This window comes from Caballeronia sp. dw_19 (assembly GCF_018449515.1).
In the GTDB taxonomy this organism is placed as follows: Bacteria; Pseudomonadota; Gammaproteobacteria; order Burkholderiales; family Burkholderiaceae; genus Caballeronia.
Genome location: NZ_JAAVUQ010000042.1, coordinates 1 through 15,619 on the forward strand (window position 1 = coordinate 1; position 15,619 = coordinate 15,619).

The 15,619-nt window shown below is 60.2% G+C and carries 17 protein-coding genes; 7 read left to right on the top strand and 10 right to left on the bottom strand.

Features of this window, described 5'->3' with window-relative positions; translation table 11 throughout:
• The first annotated feature begins 441 nt into the window (after nt 1–441).
• A complete protein-coding gene (locus HB376_RS34245; RefSeq protein ID WP_346730645.1) occupies nt 442–1,689 on the top strand; it encodes a DNA topoisomerase IB in 1,248 nt (415 codons plus the stop codon).
• Nucleotides 1,690–1,725: 36 nt separating this feature from the next.
• Here the strand turns inward: HB376_RS34245 and HB376_RS34250 are convergent, their stop codons facing one another.
• From HB376_RS34250 to HB376_RS34260, 3 genes are all read right to left on the bottom strand, one after another.
• The gene (locus HB376_RS34250) at nt 1,726–2,445 is read right to left on the bottom strand and encodes an RES family NAD+ phosphorylase (RefSeq protein ID WP_213768179.1); all 720 of its coding nucleotides are present in this window, start codon (nt 2,443–2,445) and stop codon (nt 1,726–1,728) included.
• 14 nt (nt 2,446–2,459) lie between these two features.
• Complete coding sequence (locus HB376_RS34255) at nt 2,460–2,882, bottom strand: MbcA/ParS/Xre antitoxin family protein (protein ID WP_213768113.1); 423 nt, start codon at nt 2,880–2,882, stop codon at nt 2,460–2,462.
• A gap of 155 nt (nt 2,883–3,037) precedes the next feature.
• A complete protein-coding gene (locus HB376_RS34260) occupies nt 3,038–3,310 on the bottom strand; it encodes a DUF2866 domain-containing protein (protein WP_213768114.1) in 273 nt (90 codons plus the stop codon).
• Between the two features lie 211 nt (nt 3,311–3,521).
• Between HB376_RS34260 and HB376_RS34265 the strand changes: the two genes are divergently transcribed.
• Together HB376_RS34265 and HB376_RS34270 are read left to right on the top strand one after the other, a co-directional pair.
• Nucleotides 3,522–3,743 carry a hypothetical protein gene (locus HB376_RS34265; protein ID WP_213768115.1) on the top strand — a complete coding sequence of 74 codons (222 nt, stop codon included), beginning with the start codon at nt 3,522–3,524 and terminating at the stop codon, nt 3,741–3,743.
• Nucleotides 3,744–3,762: 19 nt separating this feature from the next.
• Entirely contained in the window at nt 3,763–4,125 is a 363-nt protein-coding gene (locus HB376_RS34270) for a hypothetical protein (protein ID WP_346730644.1), read from the top strand.
• A 40-nt stretch (nt 4,126–4,165) separates the two neighbouring features.
• Here HB376_RS34270 and HB376_RS34275 read toward each other — a convergent pair whose 3' ends face one another.
• The 3 genes from HB376_RS34275 to HB376_RS34285 all read right to left on the bottom strand — a co-directional run bounded on the left by HB376_RS34275 (nt 4,166) and on the right by HB376_RS34285 (nt 7,244).
• Nucleotides 4,166–4,954, bottom strand: coding sequence for an SDR family oxidoreductase (locus tag HB376_RS34275; RefSeq protein WP_213768116.1), 789 nt, complete (start codon nt 4,952–4,954; stop codon nt 4,166–4,168).
• 218 nt (nt 4,955–5,172) lie between these two features.
• The gene (locus HB376_RS34280) at nt 5,173–5,328 is read right to left on the bottom strand and encodes a DUF3309 family protein (RefSeq protein WP_213768117.1); all 156 of its coding nucleotides are present in this window, start codon (nt 5,326–5,328) and stop codon (nt 5,173–5,175) included.
• 320 nt (nt 5,329–5,648) lie between these two features.
• On the bottom strand, nt 5,649–7,244 hold the full coding sequence (locus HB376_RS34285) for an inorganic phosphate transporter (protein WP_213768118.1): 1,596 nt from the start codon (nt 7,242–7,244) through the stop codon (nt 5,649–5,651).
• Nucleotides 7,245–7,460: 216 nt separating this feature from the next.
• Between HB376_RS34285 and HB376_RS34290 the strand changes: the two genes are divergently transcribed.
• A complete protein-coding gene (locus tag HB376_RS34290) occupies nt 7,461–8,894 on the top strand; it encodes a CHAD domain-containing protein (RefSeq protein WP_213768119.1) in 1,434 nt (477 codons plus the stop codon).
• 53 nt (nt 8,895–8,947) lie between these two features.
• Nucleotides 8,948–9,790 (top strand): TOBE domain-containing protein, encoded by an 843-nt coding sequence (locus HB376_RS34295; protein WP_213768120.1) that lies wholly within the window; start codon nt 8,948–8,950, stop codon nt 9,788–9,790.
• On the opposite strand, the gene HB376_RS34300 is transcribed toward HB376_RS34295, so the two are convergent.
• The 4 genes from HB376_RS34300 to HB376_RS34315 form a co-directional block, all read right to left on the bottom strand.
• Nucleotides 9,753–10,475 carry an ATP-binding cassette domain-containing protein gene (locus HB376_RS34300; protein WP_213768182.1) on the bottom strand — a complete coding sequence of 241 codons (723 nt, stop codon included), beginning with the start codon at nt 10,473–10,475 and terminating at the stop codon, nt 9,753–9,755. The two genes, HB376_RS34295 and HB376_RS34300, sit on opposite strands and share 38 nt — an antisense overlap.
• Before the next feature lie 11 nt (nt 10,476–10,486).
• Complete coding sequence (gene modB / locus HB376_RS34305) at nt 10,487–11,161, bottom strand: molybdate ABC transporter permease subunit (protein WP_213768122.1); 675 nt, start codon at nt 11,159–11,161, stop codon at nt 10,487–10,489.
• 39 nt (nt 11,162–11,200) lie between these two features.
• The gene (modA, locus tag HB376_RS34310) at nt 11,201–11,941 is read right to left on the bottom strand and encodes a molybdate ABC transporter substrate-binding protein (RefSeq protein WP_255631733.1); all 741 of its coding nucleotides are present in this window, start codon (nt 11,939–11,941) and stop codon (nt 11,201–11,203) included.
• Nucleotides 11,942–13,195: 1,254 nt separating this feature from the next.
• Entirely contained in the window at nt 13,196–13,891 is a 696-nt protein-coding gene (locus tag HB376_RS34315; RefSeq protein WP_213768124.1) for a phosphatase PAP2 family protein, read from the bottom strand.
• A gap of 269 nt (nt 13,892–14,160) precedes the next feature.
• Here HB376_RS34315 and HB376_RS34320 point away from each other — a divergent pair, with 269 nt between their 5' ends.
• Together HB376_RS34320 and HB376_RS34325 are read left to right on the top strand one after the other, a co-directional pair.
• Nucleotides 14,161–15,300 carry a PHB depolymerase family esterase gene (locus HB376_RS34320; protein ID WP_213768125.1) on the top strand — a complete coding sequence of 380 codons (1,140 nt, stop codon included), beginning with the start codon at nt 14,161–14,163 and terminating at the stop codon, nt 15,298–15,300.
• 132 nt (nt 15,301–15,432) lie between these two features.
• Nucleotides 15,433–15,606 carry a DUF3563 family protein gene (locus tag HB376_RS34325; RefSeq protein WP_075645337.1) on the top strand — a complete coding sequence of 58 codons (174 nt, stop codon included), beginning with the start codon at nt 15,433–15,435 and terminating at the stop codon, nt 15,604–15,606.
• Nucleotides 15,607–15,619 lie beyond the last annotated feature (13 nt).

Consider the following 15,619-nt stretch of genomic DNA (forward strand, 5'->3'; position numbering starts at 1 on the left):
TTGTCGCTTTGGACAAAGAAATGACGTGCCGCCACGCACAGTGGCTAATAGTGATAAAGAGAAAATCCGACTCTCGCAGACCACTAAGGCTGAAAGCACCAACCCGGCATAGACCCCAACCGCTAACCCTAGACCCCAACCGCTAACCCTAGACCCCAACCGCTAACCCTAGACCCCAACCGCTAACCCTAGACCCCAACCGCTAACCCTAGACCCCAACCAAACCCTAGACCCCAACCGCTAACCCAGAACCCTGGCAACCCGGCATAAACTCCGACCAACTAACCCAGAACCCCACCAACCCAACCCCAAACCTGACGAGTGCGAACGAAAACCTAGTGGTATGGGCCTTGCTCGAATCCCGTCTAATCGAACGAGACCCCAGCGAGGCACGCAGTGACATCCCCCCAGCAACCCCAGGACCAACAACCGCAGAGCGAGATCAAGGGCTGCCCGGAAGACCTGCCCCCAGGTCTGCGCTACGTCGATGACTCCCGCCCCGGCTACACTCGCACATGGAAAAACGGCGCCTTCGTCTATTTCAACACCCAGGGCAACCCCCTCTCTGACGACGCCGACATCAAACGCATCAACGCCCTCGCTATCCCTCCCGCGTACACCAACGTCTGGATCTGCCCCGACTCGCGCGGCCACCTGCAAGCCACCGGCCGCGATGCCCGCGGCCGCAAACAATATCGATATCACCCGCATTGGCGCGAAACCCGCGACGCCACCAAGTACGAACGCATGCTGGCGTTCGGCGCCGTATTGCCGAAACTCCGTGCCCGCGTAACCCGGGACTTCGACCTCGAAGGCATGCCCCGCGACAAGGTCCTGGCCACCGTGGTCAAGCTCCTCGACACCACGCTGATCCGCGTAGGCAGCGAAGAATACGCGCGCGAAAACAAGTCCGACGGACTCACCACCCTGCGCAAGAAACACCTGAGCGTCAAATCCGGCACGCTACGCTTCCAGTTCCGCGGCAAAAGCGGAATCGAACACGATGTCTCGGTGAGCGACCCGCGCATCGCCAGGATCATAAAACGCTGCATGGACCTGCCCGGCCACGACCTGTTCCAGTACCTCGACGCGAACGGCGAACGCCACACCGTCAGCTCCTCCGATATCAACGACTACCTCCACGACATCACCGGCACCGACTTCACCGCGAAGGACTACCGGACATGGGCCGGCAGCGTGTTCGCCCTGGCGGCGTTGCGCAAGCTGGCGTGGGAAACCGTGACCGAAGCGCGCAAGCATGTGGTCGGCACGATCAAGGAAGTATCGAAGATATTGCGCAACACACCGGCCGTATGCCGCAAATGCTATGTCCACCCAGCGGTGATCGAAGCGTTCGAAGCCGGTGAACTCGCCGACGAACTGCCACCCTCCCGCCGATCCGGCCTGAAAACCGACGAAACCTTGCTCGCCATTTTTCTGGAGAAGGACGCAAAGCGCCGAGCCCGGGAAGCAGCGCGCGGTCGCAAGAATCCCGCAAATGGCGCTGATCCGCAGCTCGCCGGACTGCTCGACAAGTCCAGTCGAAAAGCGAAAGCGGCTGCGCTAAAGAACTCGTCGAAGGACGTCCGGGGGGAGGCCTCCACACCGAAAAATGCATCGGCAGCCGCGCGCCCCACGAGCAAGAAGATCGCGCGCGTACGGTCATCGACGGCGGTGGCCATCCGCTAAATCAGCCAGTTGAGTTGCCCAGCTAAATTGCCCGGCCTAACCGACCTTGCTCATTTCGAAGACGTTGGTCACGGCCTCGCCATTCCATTCGTATTCCAGATAAGCAGCATGATGGCAATCGCGCAGCAACGTAGTGCGGAAAGCGGCGAGGCATTCGCCGCCGTGATCCCGCACCGACGGATACGCGATGCCCGGCGCACCCGCTTCCCGCGCAGCCCGTCCCAACGCCTGCCCCGCGACGTAACTGGATGGCGAAAGAATCGCTGGATCAAGCGTAGCTTGTTCCAGCCGGCCTTTGCACAGATCGATGACATCGCCTTGCGCCAGCACGGTGTAGAGCCGCATCTGCTGACGCAATGGCGCTTGTTTCGTGTCCGCGAGAAACAACGCGGAGTGATAACGCGTTTCCTCAATGGCCGAGCGCCGGTCGCGCGCGCAATAAAACACGCCGTAGCTGCCATCGGAGAATCGGCTGCCGTTCGGGTTCAGATGGGTGAAGGCTGCCATGATCGGACCGTAACCGGCGCCGAACTGACGCTCGGCGAGCGGCACCAGATCCAGGTCGCCCACTTCTGTGCGCAAGCGGTCATTGGTCATGGCTTCGAGCGCGTAAAGGGCATCGAAATCCTGAGGCGATGCAACGCGATCGAACAGGTTCACGGCAGGAAAACGCGTGGGAATCACGCGATAAGCCGGCGACCAATTGAGGTCAGCGTGCGGCCAGTCAGCGTGCCAGTCGTTTTCAGCTTGCGGCAGATTGGATAGATCGCTCACGCCCAACCGCCTCGCATCGCATCGAGATATTGGCGAACCGCCACGAGATCGCTCACGTTGCCCGCGAGCATGCGGTCAAGCGCGCGTCGTCCGCCAAACGGCGGCGCGGTATTCGCGCGCTTGATCCAGCCATCCGCGGCTTCGGCTTGTGGCAACAGGATCTGCAACGCCTTGTAAATGCCGAGAATCAGCGAAAGCCGCTCGAGCGTGTCGCGCCCAAGACGCGCCGTTTGCGGCGTGGCTTTCCACTTGAAGAACGTAGACCGCCCCGGAGAACCGAGCAAAACGATCTGCTCATCGGCTGACAGGGCCCAGTCGCGCGCGATATTGAAAAATGCACGCAAACCTGCCGCGGACATGTCCGCGATCGACGGCTGTGGCGTAGCAATGGGGCCCGGAACGCGTTGAGCGCGTGGCATATAGATAAGTCTCGTTAAGAACTTGATTCGTATATTAGTCTATTTGTGGACTATATCAAGTTTTAACTGCGACCGGGAGCCGCGCCCAAGTGTATGTCGGTTCGCAGCGGGGCCAAAAAGCGCCGCTGCTAGTGTTTAGCGTGGTATGGGAAGCGTTATTCCTGGACGTTCCCATCTGAATCCGTCGGACCGTAGCGCCGCCCCGACACGTGCGCGCGCAATACTTCTGCGATCTCTGATGTAGTGAACTCTGCCGGCACGACGCTGAACTGGCTGCAGGGATCACTCTTACGCGCCCATTCGACCATTCGATACGCCTTGCCCCACGGTCTTTCCACGGCCTCGGAAAGCCGGCATTCGTGCAGCGGCAGGGCGTGGTCGGTTTTCATCGTGGACTTGATGTTCTGAAACGATGCGCTGGCGGCCATGACGTGTCCTCGCGGTGAAAGCCCTGATTTAAAAGCCGCCGCCGGTGGCGGCGATAAAAGCTCGCGTTTGTAATGTGCCTTCCGACAATTAAGTGCAACTTAAAACCAGACGGGTTTACGTGCACACTGCTCATCGCTGCGCGAATGCTTTTCCGTCGCCCGGCATTACTGTATATTCATACAGGTGAATGCTTTTGCATGGACACGAAACATGAACAGTCATTCCTCTGCTGAAGCCGCTGCGCTCGCCCGTTACGTGCAGGCTACGCGCGCAGTATCGGCCGCTTTTGACGCTACGCGCAGCGAACCGGAACTGGACGCGGACGGCCGCACGGTCGCGCTGGCGCTGCAACGGCTGGACAGCGCGTTGCTTGAACTCGACACTTCGCAGCGCTCACTGGACGCTATACTTTTGCGCGCTGGTGGGCACTGAACACTCTGGAGCACTTGCTGTGAGACCTGTTTTATCCACACTCTCTTCGAACGTCGTGCTTGCGGTCCTGGCCGGATTCATGGGTCTGGGCTCGCTCGCCGCCGCTGCGGCGCAGCGGTACGTCGAAGTCTGGAATCCGCCCGAAGCGCAAATGCATAAATCGAAGGCCAAACCGCGCTGCGTGCAGTCGGCGCAGGTAAAGAAAAAGCGCAAGAGCGGCCCAGCCGTCAAGCAGGTCGCCGATAAAACCAGCATCGCACCACCGGCGCTCACGCCTGCCCCGGCGAATCCGGGACACGCGAAAATGGCGCCCAAAGGGACGGACTCAACGCCGCGCCTGCCGCCGCTGATCGGACCGGACGGACGCGTATTGCGCGTGTGATCCTGAGTTCGGGGCGTTGATCCAGTGCGGTGTACACCGTTCAAAAAGCGGACCGCACAACTCCGCCGTCCACCCGCAGCGCAGCGCCATTCGTAGCGGACGACGCTTCCGAGCACACGTACACCACCATATTCGCCACTTCTTCCGTCGTGGCAAAACGCTTCAGCAGGGAACTCGGCCGCGCCGTTTCGAAGAAGCCTTTCTCGAACTCTGCGAACGACTTGTTGCCCATGCCCTTCGCGGCCATTTCGTCGAGACCGTCGGAATGCGTCGGACCGGGCAATACCGCGTTCACCGTCACGCCGGTGCCTGCGCAGTGTTCGGCTAGCCCACGCGACAATCCCAGTTGCGCCGTCTTCGTCACGCCGTAGTGAATCATCTCGACGGGAATCTGTATGCCACTCTCGCTGCTGATGAACACCACGCGACCCCAGTTCTTCGCTTTCATCTTCGGCAGGTAAGCGCGCGCCAGCCGTACGCCTGACATCACGTTGGTATCGAAGAAACGCAACCATTCGTCATCCGGAATTTCCTCGAACGGCTTTGGATCGAAAATGCCGAGGTTGTTCACGAGCACATCGACAGCCGGATAGCGTGCAACCAGAGAATCGATCTGGCTGGCGTCGGAGAGATCGCCGGCGAAACCTTCCGCATTCGCGCCGGGCACCCGGGCACGTAGTTTCGCCAGGGCTTCATCGACGGATGCCTGTTTGCGCCCGTTCACGATCACACGCGCACCTTCACGCGCCAGTCCGGTGGCAATGGCGAGGCCAATGCCTTTCGTCGATCCCGAGACGAGTGCGAGTTTGCCTTCCAGATGCAGGTCCATGAAATGTGTACTCCTTGATCAGTCAATTTCGAAGAGCGCTCAGAAGCGAATGAAAACCGCCCGCCACAAGGGATGTTCTCCTTCTGGCAGGCGGTAACACAACAGTCTGCAGCAGTTTCACGAAACGCCGCTGCACCTGAGCGCCCTGGCGTTCGCCGTTTATCTTGCATCATCGCCACATAGTGGGGCGGGCGGATGACGCAGCGATTGACTTAAATCTATAGTCGTCCCATGAGCAGCAGCACGATCACAACGATCACGACCACGCCCAGGATCCCACTTGGGCCATACCCCCAGCTACGGCTGTGCGGCCATGAGGGGAAAGCGCCGAGCAGCAGCAGGATCAACACGACAAGCAAGATTGTTCCGATCATTCCACTTCCCCTTAATTATTAAAGTCTGCTGAAGAGTGAATGGCGATGCCGCGTTTGATGCGGCGTGAGTATCGGCGGATTGCTTCTTTACGTGTCCGCTGCGCCAATACCCTCGCGATTACCGCTTTCTTACAGCAAGCGCTGTGCCCGTCGGGAAAAGCATGTGGAGTAAGGCGGGTGGCCGAAAGAGGAACAAACAGCCGTCGGCTATCGGCAAATTCTGCAAGCACGCGAGGGGTTTGAAAAAACCACTCGCGCCTTAATACGAAGGAGGCTTAAATCCGCGTTTGGAAAAGCCCGTTCAGGCTTCCATGTGCCGCTTAGAACAGCCCGCGGAACACCCAGAACAATCCTGCGGCCAGCGCAATCGAAACCGGCAAGGTCAAAATCCAGGCAAGCGCGAGGCTGCGCACGGTGCGCCACTGCAGTCCTGAACCGTTCGCAGCCATAGTCCCCGCGACCCCTGAGGACAGCACGTGGGTCGTACTGACGGGCAAGCCGTAGACGTCTGCCGCGCCAATGGTCACCATCGCGACCAGTTCGGCCGATGCCCCTTGTCCATACGTCAGATGGGTCTTGCCGATCCGTTCGCCGACCGTCACCACGATCCGCTTCCAGCCGACCATCGTGCCCAAGCCGAGCGCTACCGCCACGGCTACTTTCACCCACGTCGGAATGAACTTGGTCGCATGGTCGAGCTGGCCTTTGAAGTTCTTGAGCACGGCGGCGTCATCGGCGGCGAAAGCAGGGGCGTTTTGCTTGTCCATCAGGCGCAGCGCTTCGGAGGCCACATACATATTGTTGCGCACGTTATTCACGATATTTTGCGGCACGGCCGCCATCGAGGACGCAGGCCCGACTTGTCCGTCGATGATCTCGGTGAGCTGCTCGAGCGCGACAACCGTGTCCGGCGCGACCGTCTTGGTCTGCACGTAGCGCTGCACCGTACCGCGCGGGTCGGCAACGGGGGCGGCGCCGTTGGTGTACTTGCCGAGCACTTCGGAGGCGTGATGGCCGACCGACAGGAAGGTCTGCGTCTCGGCCGGCGTGACGGCCTTGTTCAGCGCATAGGCGGTCGGCACGGTGCCGATCAGGATCAGCATGATGAGGCCCATGCCTTTCTGGCCATCGTTGGAACCGTGCGCGAACGACACGCCCGTGCAGGTCAGGATCAACAGGCAGCGAATCCAGAATGGCGGCGGCGTGTTTTTCTTCGGCTCTTTATAGAGCGCGGGAACCCGCACCACGAGCTTCATCACGTAGAGCAGCAAACCCGCCAGGATGAAGCCGACCACCGGCGAGAACAGCAGCGACTTGCCCACCGCGAGCGCCTGGCCCCAGTCGACGCCCGATGTTCCCGACGGGCCGTGCATCATCTGGTTCATCAAGCCGACGCCGATCACCGAACCAATCAGCGTATGGGAGCTCGATGAAGGAATGCCGAGCGCCCAGGTGCCGAGATTCCAGATGATCGCGGCGATCAGCAAAGCGAAGACCATCGCAAAACCCTGCGATGTCCCGACGCCCAGGATCAATTCCACCGGCAGCAGTTGCAGGATGCCGAACGCCACCGCGCCGCTCGACACCAGCACACCGAGAAAATTCCACATGCCCGACCAGACGACGGCGAGGTTCGGCGCGAGCGAATTCGTATAGATGACGGTGGCGACGGCGTTTGCCGTATCGTGGAAACCATTTACGAATTCGAACCCAAGCGCGATCATCAAGGCGACGCCGAGCAGGACGTAAGGCAGTATTGAGGACTGTTGGACCGACTCCAGGTCGTGCATCAGATGCGTCACGCAATAGATAATGCCAACGCCGATCACGACGAGGAATATCGGCATGCTCAGCCTGCGTCCGAGCGAGCGAGGTCCGTTGCTGTCGTTGCTGTCGGGAAGAGTCAAGTCAGGCATGGAACGTCCTTTGGGCTAGAGGCTGCGCGAGTACGGAAGGGAATTCAGGCGTAAGGAAATACCGGCAAGGCGTCGCTTCTGGCGAAATGCGTTGCTCATGGTTGCATAGGCTTTATGTCGGTTTGATGACGCTTGAAACAATGAAATTCGTCTGATCTGAAGGTGTGGTTTGCGACTTGCTGCCCGGCAAGGACAGCCGCTCATCATGGGGAACTTATGTTGCAACTCGTCGAGTTGATGATGGTTGCTCTGGATGCGCCGAATGGTCCGCCGGCCGAAGCGCTGGCGCGATTGAGCCGGTTCGCAACGGCGCGCCGGACGGATTTCGTGCTGCGATCGCACAAAGCCAGGACGAAGCTGGTTGATTGGGAAGTCGCAATCGAGACTGACGATGACCATCGGATTTTCGTGGCAAGGCGCCGTGACTGGCCGCTGATCCGGCGAATTGAAACCGAGGCGGGGCCTTTTGACACGCTGCACGCCTGGATCAAGTCGGAGGCAGTGCTAACTGATCTCAAGACCCTGCTCGGCGATGCCAGCTTTACATTGAGCGAGGCCACCGAGACGGCGATCGTCGAGTGGGATACGCCCGGCGAGATGGATACCGGTGTGCACGTGCGCGCCACGCTGCGGCTTGACCCGGATCACCCGGCAATGCTCACGCTAACCGCTGCCCCCGACGCACGCGAGGCGCTGTTCGCGACCGCCCATGAGATCGCGGAGACGCTGTCGTTCCTGATCGTGCCGATCGCTATCGACCGCTCTTCGCGTGAGCCGGTCAGGGCCGGCAAGCTGAAGTTGTCGAAAGACGCCAGTCCGACCGATGCATTCGTCGAGATCGGCAAGTCGGTTGCGGCGCAATGGTTCGGCAACGACGCTGCATCGCGCGGCGGGCTGGAGGTGGAACACGTGCATCAGTTGAGAGTGGCGCAGCGCCGCTTGAAGACGGCGCTCAAGCTTTTCCCCGAATGGATCGACGGCACCTGGACCACCCGGGTCGCACCCGATCTGAAATGGTTCGGCGACTTGCTGGGTGATGCCCGCGACTGGGACGTCTTCGCCGACGCTACGCTTGCCGCCTACGCGGCATCGGATGACTCGCAGCATAAGGACGCGTGGAAACCGACGCAAAGCGCCGCCGATACCCACCGCATCGCGGCCCGCAAGCGTCTGCAGGACGCGATGAATTCCCCGCGCTACGCTCTTCTCGCGTTGTCGTTTGTCGAGTGGTTCAGCACGCTCGAAGCGCCCCCGAAGCACGCGGACCAGACGCTCGCCGCTTATGCGCAGAAGCGCATCACGAAGCATTATCGGAAGATCGAGCGGGCGCCGGATCTCACCACGCTCGATGCACCCACGCGACACAAAGTGCGGATACATGCCAAGCGCCTGCGTTACGCACTCGAATTTTTCCGCTCGCTGCTGACCCGGGAAACCCGTAAGGAAGTTGAAGAGGCATTGGGGAATCTGCAAAGCGTCCTGGGCGATGGCAACGATGCGGCCGTCGCTGCTCAGCGGCTGGCCGATCTGAAAGAAGCCAGCGATTTCCAGAAGGGTTTGGCGAAGGGCTTTGCCGTCAACGCGCAACGAATGAGCGCAATGGAAGGCGAGCGCATCCTGCGCAAGATAAAACCGCCGCGGATCAAATGAATGCATCGATATAATCTTCCGTACTCTCTTGCCATGCGCCCCGCGCTCGCCCCATGACCGAAGAATCCCGTAGCACACCGCACGATGCTATCGAAGTAGGCGGGTCAGTCTGGCTTCGCAGCGGAGAGGTCACGCTTGGCGGCGCAGCGCGCATCGCGTTGCTCGCGGCCATCCAGCAGACCGGTTCGATCACGGGCGCGGCGAAGGCAGTCGGAATGAGTTACAAAGCGGCGTGGGACGCCATCGACACCATGAACAACCTCGCCGGCACCACGCTCGTCGTCCGTGCCACGGGCGGCAAGGGCGGCGGCGGGACCACGCTGACGGCGCAGGCGCTGAGACTGATCGATACCTATCGGGTTATCGAACGGGAGCATCAGGCGTTTCTCGAACGCGCGGGCGCGGCGATTGAAGGTTTCGCGCAGGACTGGCGGCTTATTGGACGAATCGGTATGAAAACAAGCGCACGCAACCAGCTGTTTGGCACGGTCAGTAAAGTCACGCGCGGTTCCGTCAACGATGAAGTCGAACTCGCGTTGCCCGGCGGCCAATTCATTGTCGCGGTGGTCACGCACGAAAGCACCGCTTCGCTCGGTCTCAAGGAAGGCGTTGAGGCGTTTGCGCTTGTGAAGGCGTCGTGGGTGATGCTGATGGTCGATGACGCCAAAGGGTCTTCCGGACCCATGCGGATCTCGGCGCGTAACCAGTTGCGCGGCAAGGTGTCGAGCGTGACGCCGGGTGCGGTGAACGCAGAGGTTTCTCTCGCACTGGACGACGCTACCACCGTCACCGCAATCATCACCAACGAGAGCGTGACGACGCTGGGCCTCGTGCAAGGTCAGGCCGCCGTCGCGGCGTTCAAGGCGTCGAGCGTGATTCTTGGCGTGACGGATTGAGGGTGTTGAGCGCATCGTCCGGCTGCACGATGCCTTCGCGCAAACTCACGACCTGATCGCCGAACATGGCAACGTCGTCGGGATCGTGCGTAATGAGCACCATTGGAATATCCAGACGGCTTTGAAGGTCGGCCAGTTCCTGGCGCATGCGCTGGCGCAAGGTCATGTCGAGCGCTGAAAAAGGCTCGTCGAGCAACAGCAATTGCGGATGCGGGACCAGCGCGCGCGCCAACGCAACCCGTTGCTTTTGCCCACCCGACAGTTGCGCCGGAAACTGCCGGGCAACCTGGGTCAGATCGAATGCATTCAACCAGTAGTCCACATCGGTGTGCGCAACGTGTTTCGACGGATTCCACCAGCCGCGCTTCAGGCCGAAGGCAATATTCTGGCGCACGTTCAGGTGCGGGAACAGTGCATAGTCCTGAAACAGGTACGCGATCCGGCGCGCTTGCGGGCTCAGGTCGATTGCGTTGGCTGTATCCAGCAGCGTGGTTCCATTCAGGACGATTTCGCCTTCATCCGGCTTGATCAGGCCGGCAATGGTTTGCAGCGTCAGGCTTTTGCCTGCGCCCGACGGCCCGAACAGCACGATGCGCTGACTGGTTGAGCGAAACGCGATATCGAGCATGAAATCGCGCTCGGGCGTGATGAAATGCTTGCGCAGGCGGACGGTAAGGGCGGTCATGGCGGTCATGTTTAACGCACCGATGCGGTGGAGCGCTGCGGCAGCAGCCGTCCGGCTGCGAGCAGGATGACCACGCACGTGACCGAGGTCACGATCACGAGGATGTTTGCGGTGCTGTCATCGCCGGCCTGGACTGCGGCATAGACGGCGACCGAGAGCGTCTGGGTCCTGCCCGGCAAGTTCCCCGCGATCATCAGCGTGGCGCCGAACTCCCCCAGCGCACGCGCAAATGCGAGCAGCGCGCCGGCCAGGATGCCGCGGGCGGCGAGCGGCAGCGTCACGCGGAAGAACACGGCGGCTTCGCTGACGCCGAGTGTGCGTGCCGCGCGTTCGAATTGCGGATCGACCGTCTCGAATGCGGTACGCGCCGACTTCAGCACGAGCGGAAACGCGACCACGGCGGACGCGATTACCGCGCCTTGCCAGGTGAATACCAACTGGATGTCGAACTTGTCGAGCCATGCGCCGATCACGCCGCGCCGGCCTAGTAACACGAGCAGGTAATAACCGAGCACGGTCGGTGGCATGACCAGCGGCAGCGTTAGCAACGAGTCGACGAGCTCACGCGCCGACGAACGCCAGCGTGACAAACCGAATGCCACGGCGACGCCGAGCACGACATCGATTGCTGTCGCCCATCCCGCTACTTTCAGCGACAACAGCAATGGAATCCACGCCTGGTCCATGGTTTTGCGTTCTATCTGGGTTCTATCTATATAGCAGCGTTATTTCACTGGCGGTTTGAAGCCGAATTGCGCGAGCGTTTTCTGGCCGTCCGGTGACAATACGTACGCGATGAACTGCTGGGCATCGGCGGCGTGTTTGCTCTGGGCGACCTGGGCGATGGGGTAGGTAATCGATGTTTGCGTCGGCACGTTCAGCGCCACTTTCACGCGATCCGGCATCACGGCGGCGTCGGTGCTGAATACGAAGCCGGCGTCCACTTCGCCGCGCACCACGTAGTCCAGGCTTTGGCGCACGTTGGCCGCGAGCACGCCCTTGGCGCTGACTGCGTCCCATACGCCGGCTTCCTTCAGCGCGCCTTCGGTATAGCGGCCGACCGGCACCGATGCCGGGTCGCCGTAGGCCACGCGTTTCACGCTGGCGGCCGTGAGGTCTTTGACGCTGGCGGGCGCAAACGTGCTGTCTTTCGGGACGATCAGTACGAGCGAGTTCGCGGCAAAGTCGCGACGCGAGTCGGTATCGATGACCTTTTCGTCGATGGCCTTGTCCATGGCCTTTTGATCGGCGGAGGCGAACACATCGGCGGGAGCGCCTTTCACGATTTGCTGCATCAACACGTCGGAGGCGCCGAAGTTCATCAGGACTTTCGTGCCGGGATGCTGTTTCTCGTAGGCGTCGCCGATGGCTTTGAACGCATTGGTCAGGCTTGCCGCGGCGGAGACGACGATTTCATCGGCGTGGGCGGCGGATTGCAGCGTGAATGTGAAGACAGCGGCGATCAGCGAGTGTTTGAGATTGAACACGATGGACAGGTCGAAGGGAATGGAAAGCGTATCGTAATATAGTTGGGGTTATAACGGGAGGGGGTTTTCGTTCGCACTTGGGGTTTGGGGTGGGGGGGTTGGGCGTTGGGGTTGGGCGTTGGGGTTGGCGGTCGGGGTCTATGCCGGGGTGGTGCTTTCGGCCGTGGTGGTCTGCGAGAGTCGGATATTCTCTTTATCACTATTAGCCACTGTGCGTGGCGGCACGTCATTTCTTTGTCCAAAGCGACAAAGAAACGAAGCAAAGAAAACGCTTTTAAACCACGCTACCCTAAGTGTCCACAGCGTGCAGTTTTCATTCATAGGTGCCCCAAAAGCACGGTGCTCGCCAGAGCGAAGGATGTGTGAACCCCTCCTTCTCGCGAATCCTGACACGAACACGCTTCGCCCCGTACGCCCTCGGGCAAGCACCATTGCTAAGGAACCGGTACGGCCTCACACGTCTTTACTGTCATGTCTTGGTGGGTTGCCCGCGTGGCTATCTCGGTGGGCTATACGGCCGACGCATATTTAAAGCTTCTTTTTTTGCAAATTATTTGCGTGGCCTGCGCCTTATTTTCGCCGGTCTGGGGGTGACCCGCTTCAGTGGACGGTTAAGCAGTTGAATTTGCATAGGTGAGTTTGCTCCGTTGGCGTGGGGGTGCGAGTTGTCCACGGCCGGCCAGCGGGTCGCCTATGGCCTCACGCATTTTGCGGCCTCGTTTCCAGGAGGGTTGGCTACGTGGTTCGAGACGCGTACACATTTGGAGCTCGGTTCTCCGCGGATAGCGCGGGGTGCTCCTTGGGCAGGTCCAATCACTGGTGGCGAAGCGTGTGGGTATCGGTGTTCGGAGAAGGAGGGTTTCACACATCCTCCGCTCTGGCGAGCACCGTGCTTTTGGGGCACCTATGAATCAAAACTGCACGCTGTGGACACTTAGGGTAGCGTGTTTGAAAGCGTTTTCTTTGCTTCGTTTCTTTGTCGCTTTGGACAAAGAAATGACGTGCCGCCACGCACAGTGGCTAATAGTGATAAAGAGAAAATCCGACTCTCGCAGACCACCACGGCCGAAAGCACCAACCCGGCATAGACCCCGACCGCTAACCCCAGAACCGACCAACCCGGCATTGACCCCGACCACTAGCCCCAGAACCTAGCAACCCGGCATAAACCCCGACCCCTAACACTGCCAACCCGCCCCCCATCCCCTAAACCAAGCGCGAGCGAAAACCCTTTTACGATTCCGACGTCCCCGAAAACCGCACATCGATATGTTGCGCCGGCGGTGCAATGGGCTTGTCATAGCGCCCCGCTTTCCATCGAGCGCGAATATAAGGTTGCTCACGGCCTGACAAATGCAGGGCGATATCGGTGATCCAGCGCTGCGAAGGCACCGAAATCCCATAGAGCGTGATGGCCACCATCGCAAGACTCACCACAACCGGCGCCCCTGACAACTTGCCGGGTTCCGCCCGCCACGCGAACACTACGAACACCAGCGCAGCGAGCGCGCCGAGCCCGCATCCTGTCACCACTTCCGACACTGAATGCGCATTCAGCAAGATTCGCGACACGCCGACCACAATTCCGATCAACACGCCCACCGACACTCCCGACGCGCGCACCCACCTACGCCCCGGCAAACACGCGACGAACAACGCAACAGGCAACACCGCCGACGACACCATGGCATGACCGCTGATTCCGGTGAAATCCAGATCGCGCACACCGACACCCCATCCTATGAACGCGATTTTCGTCAACGCCACGAGCCCGCTGGCAGCGCCGAGCACACCAAGCCAGCACGCTGCGTAACGCCATGGATAACCAAGCGCCAGCCATGCGGCTACCGCGAGTGCGAGCGGAATCATGACCCCGACGCTGCCGAGCAAGGTAATGGAGAGCCAGAGTGAATGCGGCAAATCAGGCATGAAGATTGATTCTGCAGGGCAGGGAAAGCCGACAGTATATCTGCCCAAGCGCGCTCCGAAATTTTTAGAGGGAATCTAAAGATAACAATGGATTGAATCAAAGTTACTGCAACGTACCGTATCAACGGCGTACATGTCGGCAACGTGACGCAATGTGAAATTCAGTGGCACGCGCACGGTCCCGGAATAGATGCTATTGTGCACTGCACAACATTCGTCATTCCCGAACGGGTTTGGCGATCCATTCTTCTGTGCGGACCCTTAATTCGATGCCAAAAAGCCTGACAAAACTCTGGCTACGAGGCTTGAAACGCCTTGTAGCGACTCAGATCGCTCCGCCCCGAGCGCCCAAAACGCGCGCTCCGGCGCGGCCTGTTCGCGCCAAGGCGGCCAAACCGGTCGCGGCGAAACCGAAAATCTCGGCCAAACCACGCGTCACTCGCGAGTCACGGGTGAGGCCACGAGCCTCGGCGTGGGCAGCGGGAAAGTGGAGCCGGTCGTTCCATTCGGCCCCGCCGGCCGCGGGCCGGTTCGTCAATCACCTGGCGTACGCGTTGTATCTGCCGACTGGCGCATCCCTCACGGACATGCCGCTGGTCGTGATGATGCACGGCTGCCAGCAATCGGCCGAAGAGTTTGCGCAGGGCACGCGCATCAATTTGCTGGCGGACCGTTTCGGATTTGCCGTGCTGTACCCCGAGCAATCGAAAACCGCGCACGTGCACCGCTGCTGGCACTGGTACGAAGATTCCGCCAATTCCGGCGGAGGTGAAGCGGCGGCGGTTGTTTCCCTCGTGCGCGAGATTGTTGCGCTTCACCATTTCGACTCCGAACGTATCTATCTGGCCGGTATGTCAGCCGGTGCGGGGCTGGCAGCCATGCTCGCCGTCAAATATCCGTCGCTGTTCGCGGCTGTCGGATTGCACTCAGGCGTGGTTTTCGGCGACGCAAACTCCGCGATTGGTGCAATGGACGCTATGCGGCGCGGCACCCGTAGCGACCCTGTCGGCTTGATCGATGCCGCAGTCGACGTCGCCGATTACCCCGGCATGCCGGCCATCATCGTGCACGGCGAGCTGGATTCGGTCGTATCGAAAATCAATGCCGAGCAACTGACAACGGAATTCCTGCGCCTGAACCGTTTCATCGACGCAAACGGTGCGTGGCGCAACGGCGAACGCCGCGAGGAAACTCAAGCCGACGGCACTGTTGTGACGGACTACGTCAAAGGCGGCCGGCGAGTGATCAAGACGTGCATCGTGCGCGGGTTGGGCCATGCCTGGAGCGGCGGTGACGACACCGTGCAGTTCCATTCGTCCAAAGGCCCGGACGCGTCGGCCATGCTGTGGGAGTTCTTCAAATACCAGCGCCGCGTGCAATCGGCCGTGCGTGACGAGACCCTGGTTTAGCCCTCAAGTGTTGTAAAAAAGTCTTTCGTATCAACGTGATTCTTTTTTGAGCGCTAGCATTTGCTTAGGGATTACCCTATACTTCGTTCAAAGCACTAGGTAATTACCCTAATCAATCAAGCGAGGTTCACCATGTATCTGCTCAGCCGCCTCTTCCTGTTCCTGACGAAATCCGCCGACCAGCGTGACAAGGAGCGTAACGACGCTTATCTGGCCGAAGCCACTGACATTTACGACCTCGAATACCGCATGCAGAAGCTGGATCGTCGCGCATCGTCGCGTCATCCCTCGTGGCTCGCGCAGTAATTCGTTAGTCAGA